This is a genomic window from Methylopila henanensis, from assembly GCF_042681025.1.
Taxonomy (GTDB): domain Bacteria; phylum Pseudomonadota; class Alphaproteobacteria; order Rhizobiales; family Methylopilaceae; genus Methylopila; species Methylopila henanensis.
Genome location: NZ_JBHUER010000010.1, coordinates 237,643 through 257,957 on the forward strand (window position 1 = coordinate 237,643; position 20,315 = coordinate 257,957).

The following is a 20,315-nucleotide window of genomic DNA, read 5'->3' on the forward strand; positions in this document are numbered from 1 at the left end:
GGGCGCGCGATGAACCTCGACGTCGCCTTCGCGCCGCTGATCCCGCTCGTCCCGCTGATCGCGCTCGGCGTCGCCGGCGCCGTCGTGGCGGCGCTGTGCGTGCTGGGGCGCACGCGCGGCGCGTGGCTCCGGGCGGGCGCGATCGCCTGCCTGCTGCTCGCGCTCGCCAACCCGTCCTTCACGCGCGAGGACCGGGAGACGCTGACCAACATCCTGCCCGTGGTGGTCGACCGCTCCGGCAGCCAGACGCTCGACGGCCGCGGCGCCCAGACCGACGAGGTGCGCCGGCAGGTCGAGGCCCGCCTTCAGGGCCTGCCCAACACGGAGGTGCGCTGGATCGAAGCCGGTCAGGACGGGACCTCCGCCGACGGCACAGAGCTGTTCGCGGCGCTACGCACGGCGCTCGCCGACGTGCCGCCGGAGCGCGTCGCCGGCGCGCTCTTCGTCACCGACGGCGTGGTGCACGACGCGCCCGCCGACGCCCGCGACCTCGGATTCGCCGCGCCCGTCCACACGCTCGTCACCGGCCGGCCGGATGAGCGCGACCGCCGCGTCGCGCTGACGCATTCGCCCCGTTTCGGCATCGTCGGCCAGGCCCAGCGGGTCGGCTTCCGGGTGCATGAGACCGGATTCCAGGGCGGACGCCCGGTGCCGGTGGTGGTGCGGCGCGACGGCGAGGAGATCGAGCGCTTCGAGGCCTTTCCCGGCGAGGAGACGACGTTCGAGGCGCCGATCAGCCACGCCGGCGTCAACTTCATCGAGATCGAGGCCGAGACCGCGCCCGGCGAGATCACCGCGGTCAACAACCGAGCGGTGCTGCCGATCGACGGCGTGCGCGAGAAGCTGCGCGTGCTGTTGGTCTCGGGCGAGCCCCACGCGGGCGAACGCACTTGGCGCAACCTGCTTAAGGCCGACGCCTCGGTCGATCTCGTGCACTTCACCATCCTGCGCCCGCCGGACAAGCAGGACGGCACCCCGATTAACGAGCTGTCGCTGATCGCCTTCCCGACGCGCGAGCTGTTCGCCCAGAAGATCGACGAGTTCGACCTCATCATCTTCGACCGCTACGCGCGCCAAGGCATCCTGCCGATCATCTATTTCGAGAACATCGCCCGCTACGTGCGCAACGGCGGCGCGGTGCTGGTCGCCTCCGGGCCGGACTACGCCGAGCCCGGCTCGCTGTTCGAGACGCCGCTCGCGCAGGTGCTGCCGGCTGAACCCATGGGCGGCGTTCTGGAGCGGGCCTTCAAGGCCGAGCTTTCGCCCGTCGGCCGCAAGCATCCGGTCACGCGCGGGCTGCCGGGGTCGGAGACGACGCCGCCGAGCTGGGCGCCATGGTTCCGCATGGTCGACAGCCGCATGCACGAGGGCGAGTCCGTGCTCAACGGCCCGGACGAACGCCCCCTGCTCGTGCTCGCCCGCGAGGACAAGGGCCGCGTCGCCCTGCTGCTGTCGGACCACGCCTGGCTGTGGGCGCGCGGCTTCGATGGCGGCGGGCCGCATGTGGACCTGCTGCGGCGGCTGTCGCACTGGCTGATGCAGGAGCCGGACCTCGAGGAGGAGGCGTTGCGCGCCAAGGCGACCGGCAAGACCATCGTGTTCGAGCGCCAGACGCTGAAGGACGATGCGGCGCCGGTCGAGGTGACGCTGCCGAGCGGCGCGACCCGCCGGATCGAGCTTAAGGAGGCCGAGCCCGGCCTGTGGCGCGGCGAACTGGAGACGCCCGAACTTGGGCTGCACCGCGCGGTCGACGGCACGTTTTCGACGCTCGTCAACGTCGGCCCGCCGAACCCGCGCGAGTTCACCGAGGTGACGAGCACGGCGACCCGCATGACCGCGATCGCCAACGCCACCGGCGGCTCGGTGCGTCGCGTGGTCGCCGAGGCGGGCGACGACATCGCGATCCCGCGCGTCGTCCAGGTGGCTGCCGGCGCGCGCGCGTCCGGCTCGGACTGGATCGGCGTCCGGCAGGCCGACGCCTCGGTCGTGCGCGGCATCGGCATCCTGCCGGTGTTCGCCGGCGTGCTCGGCCTGCTGCTGCTGCTCGGCGCCTTCGCCGCGGCATGGGCGCGGGAGGGCCGGTGATCCCGGCGCCCGCCCGCGGCGGCCCCTGCTCCGCTTCTCTGTAGACGGCGCCCATGAGCTGGTGGATCGACCTCCTGCAGCAGTTCCTGCTGGTGTTCTCGGCGCTGTTCTCGATCGTGAACCCGATGGGCGGCGCGCTGATCTTCAGCCAGGTCACCGCCGCCCGCACGCAGGCGCAGCGCGCCGATCTCGCCCGACGCATCGGGATCTACGCCGCCATGGTGATGCTCGGCGCGCTGTGGATCGGCGTCTACGTGCTGAACTTCTTCGGCGTCACGGTCGACGCCCTGCGCGTCGCCGGCGGCCTCGTGGTCGCGGTCAACGCCTGGCAGTTGCTGTCGGCCCCGGAGGTGCACGAGGACCGCAAGCAGTCCCACGCCGACGAGGCGCGCACCGCGCCGCCGGACGTGGCGTTCTTTCCGCTCACTATGCCGCTGACCACAGGCCCCGGCACCATCTCGGTCGCAATCGCGCTCGGGGCCAACCGGCCTTCCGAGCCGTCCGGCTTCCTCGCCTTCACGCTCGCCTCGACCGCCGCGGCGGGCGCGCTGGCGCTCGTGATCTGGATCGCCTATCGCTGGGCGGACACGATCGTGAACCTGCTCGGCACGGCGCGGGTGCAGATCGTCGCCCGGCTCGCCGCCTTCCTGCTTCTGTGCATCGGCGTCCAGATCACCATAAACGGCTTCACGGACGCGCTGCGCCACGCCGGCATCGGCGCGTCCTGACATCGTCCGGAGATCCTTCGTGATCCGCCTCTTCGTCTCCGCCGCGCGCGTCGCGGCCCTGATCTGCCTCATCGTCGCGGCGCCTCACGCCGCGGCCGCGCGCGCGCCGGTCGTCCAGGCGATCTCGGCGGCGGAAAGCGACAAGCCGAAGGAAGACAAGAGCTGCCGGCAGGGCGCGCGCACGAAGGCCTTCGGCTGGATGCTGGTGGACTACGGCGTCGCGACGCTGAAATACGTCGTCGGCCTGTTCCTGATCCCGGTCGGGCTGCTGCTGGTCTGCATCGGCGTCGTGGTGGAAGTGGTAGAGGCGGTGGCCTGCTGAGGCGCAGGACCGCTCAGATCGCCCGGCGCGCCTCGCCGGCGACGCCCTCGGTCGCGCCATCGACGAGTGGCCGCCACAGCACCCGCCGCGGATCGACCGGGCCCGGCAGCGTCACCCGGCCCGTTGGGACGCGCTCGAACCCGACCCTTGCGTAATAGGGCTCGTCGCCGACGAGCATCACCAGCCGGTGTCCCGCCTTCTCCGCCGCCTCGAGCGAAGCGTTGAGCAGCGCCTGGCCGATGCCCTTGCTCCGGAACGCGGGGTCGACCACCAGCGGCCCGAGCAGCAGCGCGGGCGACGGACCGATGCGGATCGGCGTCAGCCGGTTCGAGCCCACGAGGAAGGTGCCGACCCGCGCCACATAGGACAGGTCGCCCGCCGGCGGCACGCCTTCCCGCAGCCGATAGGCCGAGCGCGCGAACCGCCCGGGGCCGAACGCGCGTTCGTGCAAATAGTCGACGGCGGGATCGTCGCCTGGCTGCTCGTGGAGAATAGCGAGAGGAAGGGAGGTCATGGATGCGCTCGGGCGAAAAGGGTCGTCGGGGCCGGCCGAGCGGAGGCGTTCCGTCAGCCGCGCGCGGTCGCCGCGCCGGAGGCGCGGAGCGGACGACGTCGTCGCGAGGGGGAGCGGAGAGCGCGGATCATGACGGCGGAGCGCGTAGCACGTCGCGCGGGCGCACGCAAAGCGCGGCGCGCGCGCATGAACGCGCCGCGCTATGTTCCAGACGCGCAGCGGAGGAGAAGAACGAATGGGATTGCTCGTCGACGGCGTCTGGCGGGACCAGTGGTACGACACCTCCAAGACCGGGGGGCGCTTCGAGCGCCAGGCCTCGCAGTTCCGCAACTGGGTGACCCCGGACGGCGAGCCCGGCCCGAGCGGCGAAGGCGGCTTCGCAGCCGAGGCCGGCCGCTACCATCTCTACGTGTCCTACGCCTGCCCCTGGGCGCACCGAACGCTGATCTTCCGCAAGCTGAAGCGGCTCGAGGACCTGATCTCGGTTTCCGTCGTCGATCCCCGCATGGGCGACGAGGGCTGGATCTTCGGCGATTTTCCCGGCGCGACGCCCGACGAGGTCAACGACGCGCGCCGTCTCTACGAGGTCTACGTCAAGGCCGCGCCGGAGGCGACGACGCGCGTGACCGTGCCGGTGCTGTGGGACAAGGCGCGCGGGACCATCGTCTCGAACGAGAGCGCCGAGATCATCCGCATGTTCAACTCGGCCTTCGACGACCTGACCGGCGACACGGGAGACTTCTACCCCGCGCGGCTTCGCGCCGACATCGACGCGCTCAACGCGCGGATCTACGAGCGCGTCAACAACGGCGTCTACCGCGCCGGCTTCGCGACCACGCAGGAGGCCTATGAGGAAGCGTTCGAGGCGCTGTTCGACGAACTCGACGCCCTCGACGACCGGCTCTCCGACCAGCGGTTCCTGACCGGCGACCAGGCGACCGAGGCGGACTGGCGGCTGTTCACCACGCTCGTCCGCTTCGACGCGGTCTATGTCGGCCACTTCAAGTGCAACCGGCGCCGGATCGCCGACTATCCGTCGCTCTCGGGCTACCTGCGCGATCTCCACCAGTGGCCCGGCGTGCGGGAGACGGTGCGGCTCGACCACATCAAGACCCACTATTACTGGTCGCACACCACCATCAACCCGACCCGCGTCATCCCGCTCGGACCGGTGCTCGACCTCGACGCGCCGCACGGACGCGAGGCGCTGGGCTGACGCCGCGGCGTCGACGCCGCCTCACCACCTCGCCGTCGGAGGGGCCCCGGCGGCGATTTCGTCGAGGCGTCGCCGCGTGGCGGCGGTGACGCCGTCAGGTAGGGCGTCGAGCGGAAACCAGCCGCGCTCGGCGATCTCCCGGTTCGGCGCGGGCTCCGGTCCGGCGCGGAACGCCGTCAGGCGGAAGGTCGCCACATGGTCGCGCCCACCGAAGGCGGGATTGTAGAGCATGCCGAGCAGGCTCAGATCTGCCTCTTCGCCGAAGACGCCGGTCTCCTCCCGCAGCTCGCGCAGCGCGGCTTCCGCCACCGTCTCTCCGGGATCGACCGCGCCGCCCGGCAGGTGCCAGCCGGGGGCGTAACCGTGACGCACCAGCAGGACGCGACCGTCGCCGTCGATGACGACGATCCGGACGCCCAGCGTCATGCCGCGCGCCACCCGGCCCCAGCGGGCGAGAAGCCAGAGGATAAGTCGTCGTTTTCGGATCATCGCCGCCCTTGATGCCCGCTCACCGCATAGGTCGCAGCAAGACCGGCAGCAGCTGCATACCCGTCATTCATTTGTCCGACTGTTCAAAATGCGGGCGGCCTGCCTATATGCGCGTCAGGAGATCGCTGAAGCGCCCTATGTCGATGGGCGTGGCTCTCCCTCTGGTGATGTTATGTTCTGGCTGTTTTCGTTCCGCTCGCGCAACCCGCAGGCGGAGTATTCCTGGCGTCCGAGCCTGCGCGCCCCCAACGGCCGCGCGATCGCCGCGCTGATGACCTTTTCGGGCAACTGAGCTTCAGGTTCCGCTTTCTCGGTTTTGCCGCCTGACGCCGGCCGCGCTCTCAAGCGCGCCGGCGTTTTGCATTTTTGAGCCACGGTCCGGTGCGCAGACGGCGCCGAAGCGGCTATAACGCCGTCCGTGACCGTGCTCGCCCATCTTTCCGACCCTCACCTCGGCCCCCTGCCCCGTTTCACCGCCTTCGAGCTGATGTCGAAGCGGGGCCTCGGCGCCATCAACTGGTTCCGCCGCCGCAGGCGCTGGCACGATATGGTCGTGCTGGAGAAGCTCGTCGCCGACGTGCTGGACGAACTGCCGGACGCGGTGGCGGTCACCGGCGACCTCACCAATCTCGGGCTCGAGGCGGAGTTCCTGCCGGCCGCGGCCTTCCTCGGGCGGCTAGGGCCCGCCGACAAGGTCGCGGCGATCCCCGGCAACCACGACGCCTATGTGCGGCGCGTGGCGAGCGCGCCGGCGCGGGTGTGGGGCGCGCACATGTCCGGCGACGACGGCGCGGTCGGCTTCCCTTACGTGCGCCGGCACGGGCGGATCGCGCTCGTCGGCCTGTCGTCTGCGGTCGCGACCTGGCCGCTGGCCGCGACCGGCGAGCTCGGCCCCGGCCAGCGCGACCGGCTCGCGCCGCTGCTGCGCTCGCTCAAGCAGGAAGGCCTGTTCCGGGTGGTGATGGTGCATCATCCCGTCGCGGAGGACGGCACGCCCTGGCTGCGCCGCCTGCGCGACGCGCCCGAGCTGCGCGCGCTGCTCGCCGCCGAAGGCGCGGAGCTTGTGCTTCACGGCCACAATCACGAGCCCGCCCGCCACGCCGTCACGGGGCCCGGAGGTCCGATCCCGGTGATCGCGGTGCCGTCCTGCTCATCAGGCCTCGTCAGCCACGAGCCGCTCGCGGCCTACAATCTCTACTCCGTGGACGGCGAGCCCGGCGCCTGGACCTGCGAGGCGGTGACCCGCGGCCTGAAGCCCGACGGGACCATCGGAGAAACCGACCGCTTCCGCGTGGTGTGAGACGGTAGCGTTCAGACCTCGGCTCAGCCGATCCCCGGCAGCACGCCCTTGGCGGCGGCGACCATGAGCGCGACCACCACGATCGCGCCGACCGTTCCCCCGATGACGAAGGCGCCCAGCACCGCGAGCGCGCGTACCCAGCGGCTGCGCGCCGGACGCGCGGCGACCGGCGCCGGCGCCGGCGCGACGTCGGCGGTAGGCGCGTAAGGCTGCGGCGCGGGCTCGGCGGCGGGCGCCGCCGCGACCGGCGCGGGGTCCGGCGACGGGCGGTGTTCGTGGTCGTCCTGCGCCAGCAGGCGCTCGCGCTCCACGAGCCGGCGCGCCACATAATCGGTGACGGCGGCGACGATCGGCTCGACCTGCTCGCTCTCGGCTGCGACCGAGCGGCCATGGCGGCCGTCGCGCAGGAAGCGGTAGACCTTCCGGTCGCGTCCCATCTCGACGAACGAGACCATGTCAACGAACAGCCGTGGCCGGTCGCCGGGCACGAGGCCAACGTCGAACAGGTCGACCTCCGGGGGCACGTCGGCGAACACCGGCGCCAGCGCGTCGCGCAGGATCTCAAGCCGGGCGATTTCAGCCTGCCGCAAGTCGATCACCACGTCGCTGCGCTCGGCCGCCTCGATCCGCGCGCGCCGCAACGCTTCGCGCAGCGGCCCGCTTGAAGCGGGGCGCGCGGATGCTGTTGCGCTCGGAACGTCGTCGGCCATGCGCGGCACGATAGCCGCTCCCGCGCTGCGGCGGGAGGGCTTCGCCTCATTCCTCCACGACGACGAGCAGATCCTTGGCGTCCACCGGCGATCCCGGCGACACCAGAACCTCCTTGACCACGCCTCCGCGCTCGGCGTGGATCGAGGTCTCCATCTTCATGGCCTCGATCGAGAGCACCACGTCGCCGGCCTCGATCTTCTGGCCCACCTTCACCGACACCGTGGAGATGATGCCCGGCATGGGCGCGGCCACATGACCGGGATCGCCGGGGTCCGCCTTGCGGCGCGCCTCCCTTGCGGCGGCGGAGCGGTTCGGCACCTTGATGATGCGCGGCTGCCCGTTCAGCTCGAAGAAGACCTTCACCTGGCCCTCCTCGTCGGTCTCGCCGACGCCGAGGTTGCGGATCACCAGCGTCTTGCCGCGCTCGATCTCGACCGGGATCTCGCCGCCGGCGCCGAGGCCGTAGAAGTAGATCGGGGTCGGCAGCGCCGAGACCGGGCCATACTTCTTCTCGGCCTGGGCGAAGTCCGAAAACACCTTCGGATACATGAGGTAGGAGGCGAGATCGAAGTCGCTCGGCTCGCGCTCGATCTTCTTGGCGAGTTCGGCCCGCGCGGCGTCGAAATCCACCGGCGGCATCAGGGCGCCGGCCCGGCCTTCGATCGGCTGTTCGCCCTTCAGCACCTTGGACTGGATGCCCTTGGGGAAGCCGCCCGGCGGCTGGCTGAGCTCGCCCTTCATGAGCTGGACCACGCTTTCGGGGAAGGACACGTCCACCGCCGGGTCCTCGACGTCCGCTCGGGTGAGCCCGGCCGAGACCATGGACAGCGCCATGTCGCCCACCACCTTGGAGGTCGGCGTCACCTTCACGATGTCGCCGAACATGTCGTTCACGTCGCGATAGGTGCGCGCCACGTCGTTCCAGCGCGTCTCCAGTCCCATGGAGCGGGCCTGCTCCTTGAGGTTGGTGAACTGGCCGCCTGGCATTTCATGCAAGTACACCTCTGACGCCGGCGCCAGCAGGTCGTTCTCGAACGCGGCGTATTGGGCGCGCGCCTGCTCCCAGTAGAGCGAGATCGCCCGGATGGCGTCGAGGTCGAGACCGGTGCTCCGCTCCGAGCCTTTGAGCGCCGCCACGATCGAGCCGAGGCAGGGCTGGGACGTCATGCCGGAGAAGGCGTCCATGGCCGCGTCCACCGCGTCCACGCCGGCGTCGATGGCGGCGAGCACGGTGGCGCCGGCGATGCCCGAGGTGTCATGGGTGTGGAGATGCAGCGGGAGGCCGGTCTCCTCCCGGAGCGTCTTCACCAGCAGCCGGGCCGCGGCGGGCTTCAGCAGGCCCGCCATGTCCTTCAGGCACAGCACATGGGCGCCGGCCTTCTCGAGCTGCTTCGCCAGATCGACGTAGTATTTCAGGTCGTATTTGGCCCGCGACGGATCGAGCACGTCGCCGGTGTAACAGATCGCCGCCTCGCAGATTTTGCCGGCGTCGATGATCGCGTCCATGCTGACGCGCATGTTGTCGATCCAGTTCAGGCAGTCGAACACCCGGAACAGGTCCACCCCGCCCTTCGCCGCCTGCGCGATGAAGAACGCCACCGCATTGTCCGGATAGTTGGCGTAGCCGACGCCGTTCGAGCCGCGCACGAGGCACTGCAGCAGCAGGTTCGGCGCGCTCTCGCGGATTTTAGCGAGGCGCTCCCACGGATCCTCGGTCAGGAAGCGCATGGCCACATCGAAGGTCGCGCCGCCCCAGCACTCTAGGCTGAGAAGCTGCGGCAGGCCCGACGCGTAGGACGGCGCGGAGGCCGCGATGTCGAAGCTCCGCACCCGGGTCGCCAGCAGCGACTGGTGCGCGTCGCGCATGGTGGTGTCGGTGACGAGCACCCGGGACTGGGCGCGCATCCAGTCGCCGAACGCCTTGGGCCCCAGGCTCTCCAGAAGCTGCCGGGACCCGTCGGCCGGCTCGCCGAACCGGGGCGCGGAGGGCGTGGGGATGCCGTCCTTCGGCTTCGCCCGGCCCTTGGCCTCCGGGTGGCCGTTGACGGTGACGTCGGCGATGTAGGTAAGCAGTCGCGTGGCGCGGTCCTGCCGCTTCTCGAACGCGAACAGCTCTGGCGTCTCGTCGATGAAGCGGGTGATGGTTTCGCCCGCCACGAAGGTGGGATGGCGCACCACGTTCTCAAGGAAGGCGAGGTTCGTCGCCACGCCACGGATGCGGTACTCGCTAATGGCGCGCTGCATGCGCAGGCACGCCTCCTCGGCCGTGGGCGCCCAGGCCGTCACCTTCTCCAGCATAGGGTCGTAGAAGCGGGTGATGACCGCGCCCGAATAGGCGGTGCCGCCGTCCACCCGGATGCCGAAGCCCATGGCGCCGCGGTAGGCGGTGATGCGGCCGTAATCGGGAATGAAGTTGTCTTCCGGGTTCTCGGTTGTGATGCGGCACTGCAGGGCGTTGCCGTTAAGGCGGATGTCGCCCTGCGCCGGCACGCCCGACTCCGGCGTCCCGATCGCCGCGCCCTCGATCACCCGAATCTGCGCCTTCACGATGTCGACGCCGGTGACCACCTCGGTCACCGTGTGTTCCACCTGGATGCGCGGATTGACCTCGATGAAGTAGAATTGGCCGCTGTCGGCGTCCATCAGGAACTCGACCGTGCCGGCGCCGAGATAGTCGGTGGCGCGGGCGATCTTCAGCCCGCTCTCGCACAGGGCGGCGCGGCCCTCGTCGTCGAGGTAAGGCGCCGGGGCGCGCTCGACCACCTTCTGGTTGCGGCGCTGCACCGAACAGTCGCGCTCGAACAGGTGCACCGTGTTGCCGTGGCGGTCGCCGAGAACCTGCACCTCCACATGGCGGGCGCGCTCGACCAGCTTCTCCAGATAGACCTCGTCCTTGCCGAAGGCGGCCTTGGCCTCGCGCTTGGCGTTGGTGACCTCGGACGTCAGCTTGCCCATGTCGCGGATGACGCGCATGCCGCGTCCGCCGCCGCCCCAGGAGGCCTTCAGCATCACCGGCAGGCCGATCTCCTCGGCCACCTTGCGGATGGCGTCCGGATCGTCCGGCAGCGGCGGGGTGGCCGGCATCACCGGCACGCCGACGCTGATCGCGAGGTTGCGCGCCGCGACCTTGTTGCCGAGCTTGCGCATGGTCTCGGGCGACGGCCCGATGAACAGGATGCCGGCCTCGGCGCAGGCTTCGGCGAATTCGGGGCTTTCCGACAGGAAGCCGTAGCCGGGATGGATGGCGTCGACGCCCGCATCGGTCGCGACCCGGATCACCTCGGGGATGGAGAGATAGGCCTCCAGCGGCCCCATGCCCCGGCCGACCTGATACGCCTCGTCCGCCTTGAAGCGGTGGAGCGAGAGCTTGTCCTCCTCGGCATAGATTGCGACCGTGCGGATGCCGAGCTCCGCCGCGGCCCGGAACACGCGGATCGCGATCTCGGAGCGGTTGGCGACCAGCAGCTTCTCGATCTTGCGGGGCGAAGCGACGGTCCGGGCGGCGTTCATGCGCGCAGGCTCCTTCTTGCCGTCGGCCGCGCGCTGCGACCGCGAAGGCGGCATTCTCGCAATTGCGGTAAGCCATGCAAGAGGCGGCGGGAACGCTTCGACCGCTCAGCGGGCCGCGACGGCGGCGATGCGTTCGGCGAGGCGTTCCGGCGGATCGGAGAACGGCGCGCGATCAGCCACCACGCCGTTCGCGTCGACCAGAAAGAGCGCCGCGGTGTGCTCGATCGTATAGCCGCCGTCCGCGAACGTCCGCCTGCGGGCGACGGCGCCGAAGGCGGCCGCGGCTTCCGCGAGCTGGCGCGGCGTCCCGGTCAGCCCCACGATGCGCGGATCGAAGCTCGACAGAAAGGCCGCCACCGCCTGCGGCGTGTCCCGCTCGGCGTCGAGAGCGACGAAGTAGACGCGGAAGCCGGCCGCCTTCTCGCCGAGGCCGCGCAGCGCCAGCGTCACGTCGGCGAGCGTGCTCGGGCAGACATCAGGGCAGTGGGTGAAACCGAAGAACACACCATAGGCCGCGCCGTCGAGATCGAGCCCGTCGACCGTCCTGCCGTCGACCGCCGTCAGCGTGAACGGCCCCGGCGTCATCACCAGAGCCGCGGGCGGCGGGGTTTTCGGAGCGGCCTCGGCGACGGCCGCGAGCGCCGCCATCGCCAACAGGACCAAGGCCGCGCGTCGTCTCACTGGACGCGGACGATCTTGGCGACGCTCGGCACGCCGGCCTTCGTCATCGCAAACAGCATCCAGTCGCCCGGCAGCAGCACCCCGCGGTCGCTCGGCAGCCGGAGCGTGTAGGTCGTTCCCCGCGTCGCCTCTATGGGCGCCGAGATGCGGCGCTGGTCGTTGTTGACCGAATGCGTCACCGCATTGAGCCGGATCATGGCGAAGGACGCCACCTCGCGGTCGGTCGCCACTGAAATCCGCTCTCCGTACCCGGCCGTCGCGGGCGCCGTGGTGATCGTAGGCCGGACCGCGGGGGAGCCATTGGCGTTGAGCAGATAGGGCGGCGTCAGGATCTGGGCGTCGGGATGATTGGTCGGGCAGTCGCCGCACAGGCCGCCGCCTCCGACCCAGACCCGGCCGTCGAGCATCAGCGTCGCGACGCTGTGGTAGTTGCGCGGGATCGTCATCGGCGCAAGGCGCTCGAAGTTTCCGGTCCGAATCCGCCAGATCTCGGGAATGTAGACGCCGCGGTAGTCGCTGAAGAGCTGGGCGTAGTTCTGCCCGCCGATCACGACCACGTCGCCGGTCGGCAGCACTACCGAGTTCACGAAGGCGCGGGCGAACGCCATCGGCCGCTGCTTCGCGACCTTCACTCGGGCGAAGGGACCTTCCGCGAAATCGATGCTGTAGACGCCGTCCACGGCGCGGACGAGCTCGTAGGCCGGCGCGCCGCCGAGCTTCAGCAGCTTGCCGGCGTCGTACATCACCACGTTGCCGTTCATGGAATAGACGTCGTCGCCGCGCGGTCCCGCGGACTTGATCGCGCCGCCGCCGGTGGTGCGGATCCAGTTCATGTCGACGCCAGGACCGGCGTGGAACGCGTAGCCGAAGCTCGAACCGAACAGCCACATGTGGTTGTCGGAGCGGTAGATGCCGCCGGGATCGTTCTTCGCCGCCAGCGCCTCGGCCGGCACGCCCGGCAGGGTGCGCCAGCCGCGCGCGGGTGACCAGATTTCGCCGACCTTGCCGCCCTCGCCGCCGCTCCACGAGCCGCCGATCGTCAGCACCTCGCCGGTGCCGAGGACGGTGTCGCCCTGATAGCCCCGCGGCACGTTCATCGGCGCGCCCGTGGTCCAGACGTCGGTCGCCGGATCGTAGATGGAGGTCTTGGCGCTCGAGGAGCCGCCGTTCACGAGGATGCGGCCGTCCGGCAGCGTCGCCGTGCCGGGGCAGAACATGTCGTGCCCCGTCGACGACACCAGCCGCTCGGTCGAGCGGTTGGTCGCGGGGTCGTAGAGCGCGCTGTAGGTCTTGCCCTGGTCGCCGCCATAGGCGAAGCGGTCATAGGCCGACCAGACGAGAATCTTGCCGTTGCGCAGCGTCGCGGCCGCGACCGGCACGAGCGGCAGCGGTATCTTGGGCGACCAGACGGAAGGCTGCGCGCGCCCGTAAAGGGTCCATTTCTGGCTGCTGGCGCCGCCGCAGGGACGCTGGATCAGCAGCCCGCCGTCGTCGATCGAGGCGTCGCGCAGATCGACGCACAGACCGCCGACCGTGACGAGGCGCACCCAGCTCTCGATCGGCTCGGCCCGGAACACCTGCTTCGCCGAGCCGTCGCACACCGCCTGGTTGACCGAATGGCCGTCCTGCGTCGAGGCGTCGATGATCTCGAGGCAGCGGCCGCTCGCGGCGTTGCGGATGACGTAGTTGCTCTTAGAGCGCGTCAGCGTCCAGCGCTGCTCGGGCAGGTCCTTGCAGGGGTACTGGACCGCCCAGATGCCCGGTTCGGCGTTCCCGCGCGGGATCTCGACGCACATGCCGCTGTTGCGGTTGACGAGGAGCGTGTCGGGCTGCGTCTGCGCGCGCGCCGCCTGCGGGGCCGCGCAGAGGACGATGAACGTCAGCAGAGCGCTGCCGAGTGCGCGACGCATGGGCGGTTCCCCGAGACACGCTCCACGGCGCGACCCGAACGCGATACCAGCGCCGACCGTAAAAAACCATGAAAGCGGGCGCCGAAACACGGCGTCCCGCCATCGGTCGTGATGGCTACCGGGCCTCCGGAATCACGCTCGCCGCGCCGGTCGGAGGCGCCTGGGGCTTGGCCGCAGCCGGCTCCGGCCGCGGCGCCGAGGGCCGCGGTGGAGACACGCGCTTGGTGGTGCGCAGCTCCTCGCTGGCGAAGGCGAGCGCGATCAGAATGGCGGCGCCGCCGAGCGAGAACGCGATCTGCACCGCCGCGCCGTGGCCGAACCAGTCGAACACGCCATGGCTCGCGGCGGCGAACACCGTCGACAGCACGAACAGAGGCAGGCTCTTGCGGCCGATCAGCACCATCGAGCGGCCGAGGAAGGTGGAGCCTAACCGGCTTTCGCGCCGTACGAACAGCGACGCCAGATGCGCCATGGCGAGGAAGTGCGCGAGCCGGACCGGCGAGGCGTTCGCCTTGTCCGCGACGTCGGTGATGATGCGCAGCGGCCGCCACTCGTAGAGGCCCAGCGTCGCCCAGGGCGCCGCCGCGATGAAGGCCACGATCACGATGGTGATCGACAGCGCGATCGTCGCCGGCGCCGCCATCAGGTCGCGGAACCATGTCTCGCCGCGGGCGAGGAAGGCCGCGAAACCGGCGAGGAACACGGCCTGCCAGGCGAAGGGATTGAACGTCCAGAGCCGCGTGTCGGGGTAGGACGACAGCGTCGCGCCCGAGATCTGAGCCCAGCTCCAGACGACGACCGCGAAGCCGACATAGAACGCCCAGCGGTCGCGGAACGCCGCGAACAGCACGCCGATCATCAGAGTCAGGATGATGTAGAGCGGCAGGATGTCGAGCAGCGGCGGCAGATAGCCGAGCGTCGCGAGCTTCGGCAGCACCGTCTCGGTGGCCACCAGAAACGGCCGCACGAACAGGTCGCGCTCCATCACGCTGGAGCCCGCGTACTCCCGATAGAGCACGGCGAGCGTCGCGATCACCACGAAAGCGGTGATGTGGTGCAGGTAGAGCGAAAACGCGCGCTGCACGCCGTAGGGAATCGCCATGACCGGGCGGTCGAGAAACTTGCCCGTGAACATGCTCGCCATCGCGAACCCGGACAGGAACACGAACAGCTCGGCCGAATCCGACACGCCGAAATTCTTCGTCGTGAGCCAGCTCATGACGTTGTCGACGGTGTGGTTCCAGAAGATGAACACGATTGCGAGACCGCGCCAGAAATCGAGGCGCCAGTCGCGCGCCGAGACCGGCGCGGCGCCGCCGGGATGCTTGCTCGCCGCAGCCCCGGCGCCCGACGATCCGGCGGGATGGGAACGCGGAACGCCTGCCGCCTGTTCAGCCATGGGCTCTCCTCGCCGTCGGCGACCGCCGCGCTTCGGACATGGATGTAGACCGCGCCGAATCAGACGGCCCGCTCGCGAACGGCTAACGCCGGAATGCCGCGAAGGTTGCTTCGCCCGGGCCGATCGCGCAAGGCGGCGCGACCACCGGCCGCTAACCGACCCTCGAGATCGGCGCGGCGACGTCCTCGAGCGACCGCCCTTCCGCGTCGACGCCGTAGCGCAGCGCCGCGAGCCCCGCCCCAATCATCAGGGCGGCGGCGAAGGCGTAGCCGCCGAAGATCGGCCAGCGGTCGTTCCCGCCGATCAGGACGCCAAACACATAGGGCGCGACGACGCCGCCGAGCGCAGTGCCGATCGCGTAGAACGCCGCGATCGCGAGCGCGCGCACCTCGAGCGGAAACACCTCGCTCGCAGTGAGGTAGGCGGAGCTCGCGGCGGCGGAAGCGAAGAAGAAGATCGCCGACCAGGCGAGCGTCTGCGTCACCGCGGTCAGCGCGCCGGCCGCGAACAGCCAGCCGGTCGCGAGCAGCAGCGTCCCGGAGACGGCGTAAGTGAAAAAGATCATCTTCCGCCGACCGACGGTGTCGAACAGCGGCCCGAGCACGATCGGTCCGACCACGTTTCCGAGGGCGAACGGGATGAGGTAGAGCCCGACATGGCCGGCGGCGACGCCATAAAATTTCGTCAGCACAAGCCCGTAGGTGAAGAAGATCGCGTTGTAGAGGAATGCCTGCGCGGTCATCAGCGCGAGCACCAGCGCCGAGCGGCCCCGGTAGTCGGCCAGCATCGCGCGGAACACGACGCCGAGCCCGAACACCCGCTGCGGCCGGATGAGGATCGATCCGGCGGCCGGCGGAAGCGGCGCGCGCCTCTCGGCCTCGACCTCGCGCTCGATCTCGGCGGTGACCGCCTCGCCCTCGGGGATGCGGTCGTGGGCGGCGAGCCAGCGGGGGCTTTCCGGCACATGGCGGCGGGCGAACAGGATCAGCAGGCCGAGCGCCGCCCCGATGCCGAAGCCGAGCCGCCAGCCGAGATCCGCGTCAAACAAGGCTTCGTCCAGCAGCACGACGCTGCCCATGGCGCCGAGCGCTGCGCCGGCCCAGAAGGTGCCGTTGACGATGAGCGCGATCCGGCCGCGCAGGCGCGCTGGCATCAGTTCGTCGATCGCCGAGTTGATCGCGGCGTACTCGCCGCCGATGCCGACGCCGGTGATCAGGCGGAAGACGGCGAGGCTCCAGACGTCCCATGCGAACGCCGAGAGCGCGACCCCGACGATGTAGACGCCGAGAGTCGTGAAGAACATCAGCTTGCGGCCGAGCCTGTCGGTGAGCCAGCCGAAGCCGAGCGCGCCCGCCACCGCGCCGACGAGGTAGAACGAGGCCAGCATGCCGACGTCGGCGTCGGTCAGCCCGAGCGCGTCCGGGCTCTGGAGGCGCGGGGCGAGCGCGCCGACGATCGTCACCTCGAGACCGTCGAGCGCCCAGGTGACGCCGAGCGCCACGACGACGAGCAGATGGAACCGCGACCATGGCAGCCGGTCCATCCGCGCCGGAATGTCGATCGCGGCGGCCTTTCGGCCGGCGAGCGACAGCTTGCTCACGCGGCGGCGCGCCGCACGCCCGCCAGGCTCGCTTCCCATGCGAGCGCGCTCGCGACGATCGCGTCGAGGTCGTCATGCTCGGCGCGCCAGCCGAGTGTGGCCCGGATGCGCGAGGGATCGGCCACCAGCGAGGCGGGATCGCCGTCGCGGCGCGGCGCCTTCCGCACCGGGAAATCGACGCCGGACGCACGCTTCACCGCGGCGATGACCTCCTTCACCGAAGCGCCGCGCCCGTAGCCGCAATTGGCGACGAAGCTTTCGGCCCCGTCGGCGAGGTGGTCGAGCGCCAGCACATGGGCCCGCGCCAGATCGGAGACGTGGATGTAGTCGCGCACGCAGGTGCCGTCGCGGGTGGGATAATCCTCGCCGAAGCACTCGAGATGGCCGCGTTGTCCGAGCGCCGCCTGGGCCGCGACCTTGATGAGGTGCGTCGCCCGAGCGCCGGACTGGCCCGCCCGCCCGTGGGGGTCGGCGCCCGCCACGTTGAAATACCGCAGCACGCCGTAGGACAGGCCGTAAGCCACGCTCGCGTCCGCGAGCATCCGCTCGGTCATAAGCTTCGAGGCGCCGTACGGGGAGACCGGGTCGAGCGGCGCGTCCTCCGACAGCGGCTCGGACGAGGCCTCCCCGTAGACCGCGGCGGTGGACGAGAACAGGAAGCGCTTCACGCCGCCTGCGACGGCGGCGGCGATGAGCGCGCGCGAGCGCACCGTGTTGTTGAGATAGTAGTCGATGGGGTCCGCCACCGACTCCGGCACCACGATCGAGCCTGCGAAATGGGCGATCGCCTGGACGCCGTGGTCCTTGATGACCCGCGCCATCAGGGCCTCGTCGCCGACGCAGCCCACCACCAGCGGCACATTGGCAGGCACAGCGGATCTGAGGCCCGTCGACAGGTCGTCGACGACGACCACGTCGCGCCCCGCATCCCGCAGCGCGAGGACCATATGACTGCCGATGTAGCCGGCTCCGCCGGTGACGAGAACGGTCATGACGATCTCCCAAAGAGTTGAGCGATCGAAAATCGGCGTCTGTCGCCGCACTTCAACCCGGGCGCGGCAAAATTCACGCAGCCTCGATCAGATGATTGGACGAGGCGCCATATCCTTTTCGAAATGCTGGGCGAGCCGGCCCACTGCGCGCGGATTGTCGAGCGTGAGGCGGCCGTCGGCGATGCTGAACAGCCCGCTGGACTTCAATTTGGCTAGCGTCTTGTTGGTGTGCACGAGCGACAGGCCGAGCGCGTCCGCGATGTGCTGCTGCGTCAGCGGGAACGCCATCGAGTTGCCGCGCACGGCGCCGAGCGTCTCCATGCGCTTGTAGAGCGAGGCCACCAGCGCCGCGATGCGCTCGGCGGCGTTCCTCCGGCCGGCGCTCAGCAGATTCTCGTCGACGAGCGCGACCGTCTGCGCCCCGAGCCAGGTCACGTCGTAAGCGACCTCAGGCATTTTTTCATAGAGCTGCCAGAGCTTCCGTCGCGGGATGACGCACAGCTCCACGTCGGTGAGCGCGACCGCGCCGTGGAGCGCCTTTTCGAACAGCGAGGCCTGCAGCCCAATCAGGTCGCCCGGCAGCGCGAAATTCAGGATCTGGCGACGGCCGTCCCTGAGCTCCTTGTAGCGGAAGACCCAGCCCGAATAGACCGTGAAGAGTTCGGCGTCCTCCTGCTCGGGCAGAATGATGTCCGCGCCTTCGGGCAGCCGCAGGTGCTCGGTCTTCAGCGTCTCGATGAAGCGCACCTCCTCGTCGCTCTTTTGCCGAAACGCGGGGCGGCGGCGCAGCGGGCACGAGGCGCAGCGGATGAACATGGCGGTAGAGACTCACAACGCGGAAGCCGCGAACCGGCGGCGAAGGATCATCGGGTCCATAGAACGTCGCCACTACGTCAAAACACATAGGTCGGCCGCGCGATAGGCGATAAATCCCAAAGGCATGATCCGTCATCCCGCATTCTCCCCCCAAGACGACAACGCGCAGGCCGGCATGGTCCACGGCGCCTCCGGCGCGGGGGCGCGGCTGGTGTTCGTGGCTGAAGCGGCCGGACCGGACTTCGTCGTGCTGGCGGCGGGCGCCGACGCGTCGCCGGCCGCCAAGGGCGCGCCGCTGCGGGAGGCGCTTCGAGGAAGGCTATCCTCCGAAGAGGAGGTTCTGCTCGCCGCCGGGCTCGCGGCCGGCGGCGCCTTCACCCTGGAGACGTTCGGCTCCAAGGCCGGCGCCATGACGCTGAGGGCCACGCCGGTGGAGGGCTCCGGCCCCGCGATGGTGGTCGTGACGCTCGAACCCACGCTGGCGGGGACCCTGTGGCATCGGTTCCGCAATCAGGTCCAGAGCATGACGAGCCTCGCGGCGCTTCAGGCGCGCAGGCTTCCTCCCGGCCAGGGCCAGGACGCGCTGATCGACCTGAGGGCGCGTTTCGAAGCGCTGTCGACCGAGATCCCGGAGGAGGCCGACGCCCTCGCCCGCGTCATCGAGCGGGTGGTCCAGCTTTTCGATCCGCTTCGCAGGCGGCAGACGGCCGTCACGGTGTCGCCCTTGCCGGCGATGTCGCCGCGCCGCGCTGGGCTTCACGCGCAGGTCGCCACGGAGTTCGTGATCGACCTGTTCCGGTGCGGGCTCGGCGAACGGCCGGGACAGGCCGCACTGTCCGTCGCGGCGACGCCGGACGGCGGCGTAAGTTTTCGCGCCTCGACGGACGCGCCGGCGGCGGCCGCTCCGACCGGTTCGGTGGAGCTCGGCCTCGCCCTCGCCCGCAGCCTCGTGGAGAGCGCGGGCGGCGACTTCGTCCGCCAGACCGAACCGACCTTCCGCGTAGAGGCGCGGATACCGCCGGAAACAGCTTCCGGTTGACAAGCTTCGCAGGGGCTTGCTCACTCCGCGTCCCGCCATATTTCGACCCCCGGGCGTGCCGCCCGATCGGAACAGTAAACGACGTCTGGAATCGCGCGTCATGGCTCTCGCCGACACCATCGCTCCACACCTGCCCTTCCTTCGCCGCTACGCCCGCGCCCTCACCGGGCGGCAGGACAGCGGCGACGCGTATGTCGCCGCAGTGCTGAAGGCGCTGATCGCCGACCCGTCGATCTTCCCGGCGGATCTGGAGCCGCGCGTCGGCCTTTACGCGATCTTCTCGCGCATCTGGTCCTCCGTCGCCCTCAACGTCGAGACCGGAGCGGAAGCCGCCCATTCCGAGCGCAACATCGAGGCGCTGACCCCGCGGTCGCGACAGGTGTTCCTGCTGGTGTCCGTCGAGGGCTTCACGCCGGCGGAAGCGAGCCAGATCCTCAATCTTTCCCAGGCTGAGATCGCGCGGGCGATCGACGACGCCGGCCGCGAGATCGCCGAGCAGGTCGCGACCGACGTGCTGGTGATCGAGGACGAGCCGATCATCGCGATGGATCTCGCCAAACTGGTCGAGGGCCTTGGCCACCGTGTCGTCGGCACCGCCCGCACCCACACCGAAGCGGTCGCCATGGCCGCGAAGAGCCGGCCGGGCCTCGTCCTCGCCGACATCCAGCTCGCCGACGGCAGCTCGGGCCTCGACGCCGTGCGCGAGATGCTGCCGCAGCTCGAGGTCCCGGTGATCTTCATCACCGCCTATCCCGAGCGCCTTCTTAGCGGCACCCGGCCTGAGCCGGTGTTCCTCGTGACCAAGCCGTTTCAGGCCTCGACCGTAAAGGCGATCGTCAGCCAGGCGCTGTTCTTCGGCGCCCGCGCCCGGAATCCGGATCGCGCCGCGGTCTGAACGTCCCGCGAGGGCCCGCCTTTCAGCGGCGCCCTCGCATTTTCGATCGCGACCCGCGGTCGGCTGAAACCTTCCCCGCGATCCCGCGTTGTCGTGTTGAACAATCCG

Annotated in this window: 18 protein-coding genes; 8 read left to right on the plus strand and 10 right to left on the minus strand. The window is 70.1% G+C overall.

Annotation, left to right across the window (positions count from 1 at the left end; all coding sequences use genetic code 11):
• The first annotated feature begins 9 nt into the window (after nucleotides 1-9).
• The 3 genes from ACFSCV_RS14215 to ACFSCV_RS14225 are packed head-to-tail and all read left to right on the plus strand — an operon-like array spanning nucleotide 10 to nucleotide 3,135.
• Nucleotides 10-2,085, plus strand: a complete 2,076-nt coding sequence (locus ACFSCV_RS14215) for a hypothetical protein (RefSeq protein ID WP_378800232.1) — start codon at nucleotides 10-12, stop codon at nucleotides 2,083-2,085.
• 53 nt (nucleotides 2,086-2,138) lie between these two features.
• Nucleotides 2,139-2,813, plus strand: coding sequence for a MarC family protein (locus tag ACFSCV_RS14220; RefSeq protein WP_378800233.1), 675 nt, complete (start codon nucleotides 2,139-2,141; stop codon nucleotides 2,811-2,813).
• 19 nt (nucleotides 2,814-2,832) lie between these two features.
• A complete protein-coding gene (locus ACFSCV_RS14225; protein ID WP_378800234.1) occupies nucleotides 2,833-3,135 on the plus strand; it encodes a hypothetical protein in 303 nt (100 codons plus the stop codon).
• Between the two features lie 13 nt (nucleotides 3,136-3,148).
• Here ACFSCV_RS14225 and ACFSCV_RS14230 read toward each other — a convergent pair whose 3' ends face one another.
• A complete protein-coding gene (locus tag ACFSCV_RS14230) occupies nucleotides 3,149-3,649 on the minus strand; it encodes a GNAT family N-acetyltransferase (protein WP_378800235.1) in 501 nt (166 codons plus the stop codon).
• Between the two features lie 235 nt (nucleotides 3,650-3,884).
• Here ACFSCV_RS14230 and ACFSCV_RS14235 point away from each other — a divergent pair, with 235 nt between their 5' ends.
• The gene (locus ACFSCV_RS14235) at nucleotides 3,885-4,865 is read left to right on the plus strand and encodes a glutathione S-transferase family protein (protein ID WP_378800236.1); all 981 of its coding nucleotides are present in this window, start codon (nucleotides 3,885-3,887) and stop codon (nucleotides 4,863-4,865) included.
• 21 nt (nucleotides 4,866-4,886) lie between these two features.
• Here ACFSCV_RS14235 and ACFSCV_RS14240 read toward each other — a convergent pair whose 3' ends face one another.
• Nucleotides 4,887-5,291: an NUDIX domain-containing protein gene (locus tag ACFSCV_RS14240; protein ID WP_378800237.1), complete on the minus strand. Its 405-nt coding sequence runs from the start codon at nucleotides 5,289-5,291 to the stop codon at nucleotides 4,887-4,889.
• Here ACFSCV_RS14240 and ACFSCV_RS14245 point away from each other — a divergent pair.
• Together ACFSCV_RS14245 and ACFSCV_RS14250 are read left to right on the plus strand one after the other, a co-directional pair.
• Nucleotides 5,290-5,646: a hypothetical protein gene (locus ACFSCV_RS14245; RefSeq protein ID WP_378800238.1), complete on the plus strand. Its 357-nt coding sequence runs from the start codon at nucleotides 5,290-5,292 to the stop codon at nucleotides 5,644-5,646. The two genes, ACFSCV_RS14240 and ACFSCV_RS14245, sit on opposite strands and share 2 nt — an antisense overlap.
• 126 nt (nucleotides 5,647-5,772) lie before the next feature.
• A complete protein-coding gene (locus tag ACFSCV_RS14250; RefSeq protein WP_378800239.1) occupies nucleotides 5,773-6,654 on the plus strand; it encodes a metallophosphoesterase family protein in 882 nt (293 codons plus the stop codon).
• A gap of 23 nt (nucleotides 6,655-6,677) precedes the next feature.
• Here ACFSCV_RS14250 and ACFSCV_RS14255 read toward each other — a convergent pair whose 3' ends face one another.
• From ACFSCV_RS14255 to ACFSCV_RS14290, 8 genes are all read right to left on the minus strand, one after another.
• Nucleotides 6,678-7,364 (minus strand): hypothetical protein, encoded by a 687-nt coding sequence (locus tag ACFSCV_RS14255; RefSeq protein WP_378800746.1) that lies wholly within the window; start codon nucleotides 7,362-7,364, stop codon nucleotides 6,678-6,680.
• Between the two features lie 46 nt (nucleotides 7,365-7,410).
• The gene (pyc, locus tag ACFSCV_RS14260) at nucleotides 7,411-10,875 is read right to left on the minus strand and encodes a pyruvate carboxylase (protein ID WP_378800240.1); all 3,465 of its coding nucleotides are present in this window, start codon (nucleotides 10,873-10,875) and stop codon (nucleotides 7,411-7,413) included.
• A gap of 105 nt (nucleotides 10,876-10,980) precedes the next feature.
• A complete protein-coding gene (locus ACFSCV_RS14265; protein WP_378800241.1) occupies nucleotides 10,981-11,538 on the minus strand; it encodes an SCO family protein in 558 nt (185 codons plus the stop codon).
• 14 nt (nucleotides 11,539-11,552) lie between these two features.
• Nucleotides 11,553-13,466: an RICIN domain-containing protein gene (locus tag ACFSCV_RS14270; protein ID WP_378800242.1), complete on the minus strand. Its 1,914-nt coding sequence runs from the start codon at nucleotides 13,464-13,466 to the stop codon at nucleotides 11,553-11,555.
• A 115-nt stretch (nucleotides 13,467-13,581) separates the two neighbouring features.
• Nucleotides 13,582-14,865: an OpgC family protein gene (locus tag ACFSCV_RS14275; RefSeq protein WP_378800243.1), complete on the minus strand. Its 1,284-nt coding sequence runs from the start codon at nucleotides 14,863-14,865 to the stop codon at nucleotides 13,582-13,584.
• A 151-nt stretch (nucleotides 14,866-15,016) separates the two neighbouring features.
• A complete protein-coding gene (locus ACFSCV_RS14280) occupies nucleotides 15,017-16,408 on the minus strand; it encodes an MFS transporter (protein ID WP_378800747.1) in 1,392 nt (463 codons plus the stop codon).
• A 53-nt stretch (nucleotides 16,409-16,461) separates the two neighbouring features.
• Complete coding sequence (gene galE, locus ACFSCV_RS14285) at nucleotides 16,462-17,457, minus strand: UDP-glucose 4-epimerase GalE (RefSeq protein ID WP_378800244.1); 996 nt, start codon at nucleotides 17,455-17,457, stop codon at nucleotides 16,462-16,464.
• Between the two features lie 87 nt (nucleotides 17,458-17,544).
• Nucleotides 17,545-18,204, minus strand: coding sequence for a Crp/Fnr family transcriptional regulator (locus tag ACFSCV_RS14290; protein ID WP_378800245.1), 660 nt, complete (start codon nucleotides 18,202-18,204; stop codon nucleotides 17,545-17,547).
• Nucleotides 18,205-18,397: 193 nt separating this feature from the next.
• Between ACFSCV_RS14290 and ACFSCV_RS14295 the strand changes: the two genes are divergently transcribed.
• The gene (locus ACFSCV_RS14295) at nucleotides 18,398-19,312 is read left to right on the plus strand and encodes a sensor histidine kinase family protein (RefSeq protein WP_378800246.1); all 915 of its coding nucleotides are present in this window, start codon (nucleotides 18,398-18,400) and stop codon (nucleotides 19,310-19,312) included.
• Nucleotides 19,313-19,412: 100 nt separating this feature from the next.
• Nucleotides 19,413-20,207 carry a response regulator gene (locus tag ACFSCV_RS14300; protein WP_378800247.1) on the plus strand — a complete coding sequence of 265 codons (795 nt, stop codon included), beginning with the start codon at nucleotides 19,413-19,415 and terminating at the stop codon, nucleotides 20,205-20,207.
• Nucleotides 20,208-20,315 lie beyond the last annotated feature (108 nt).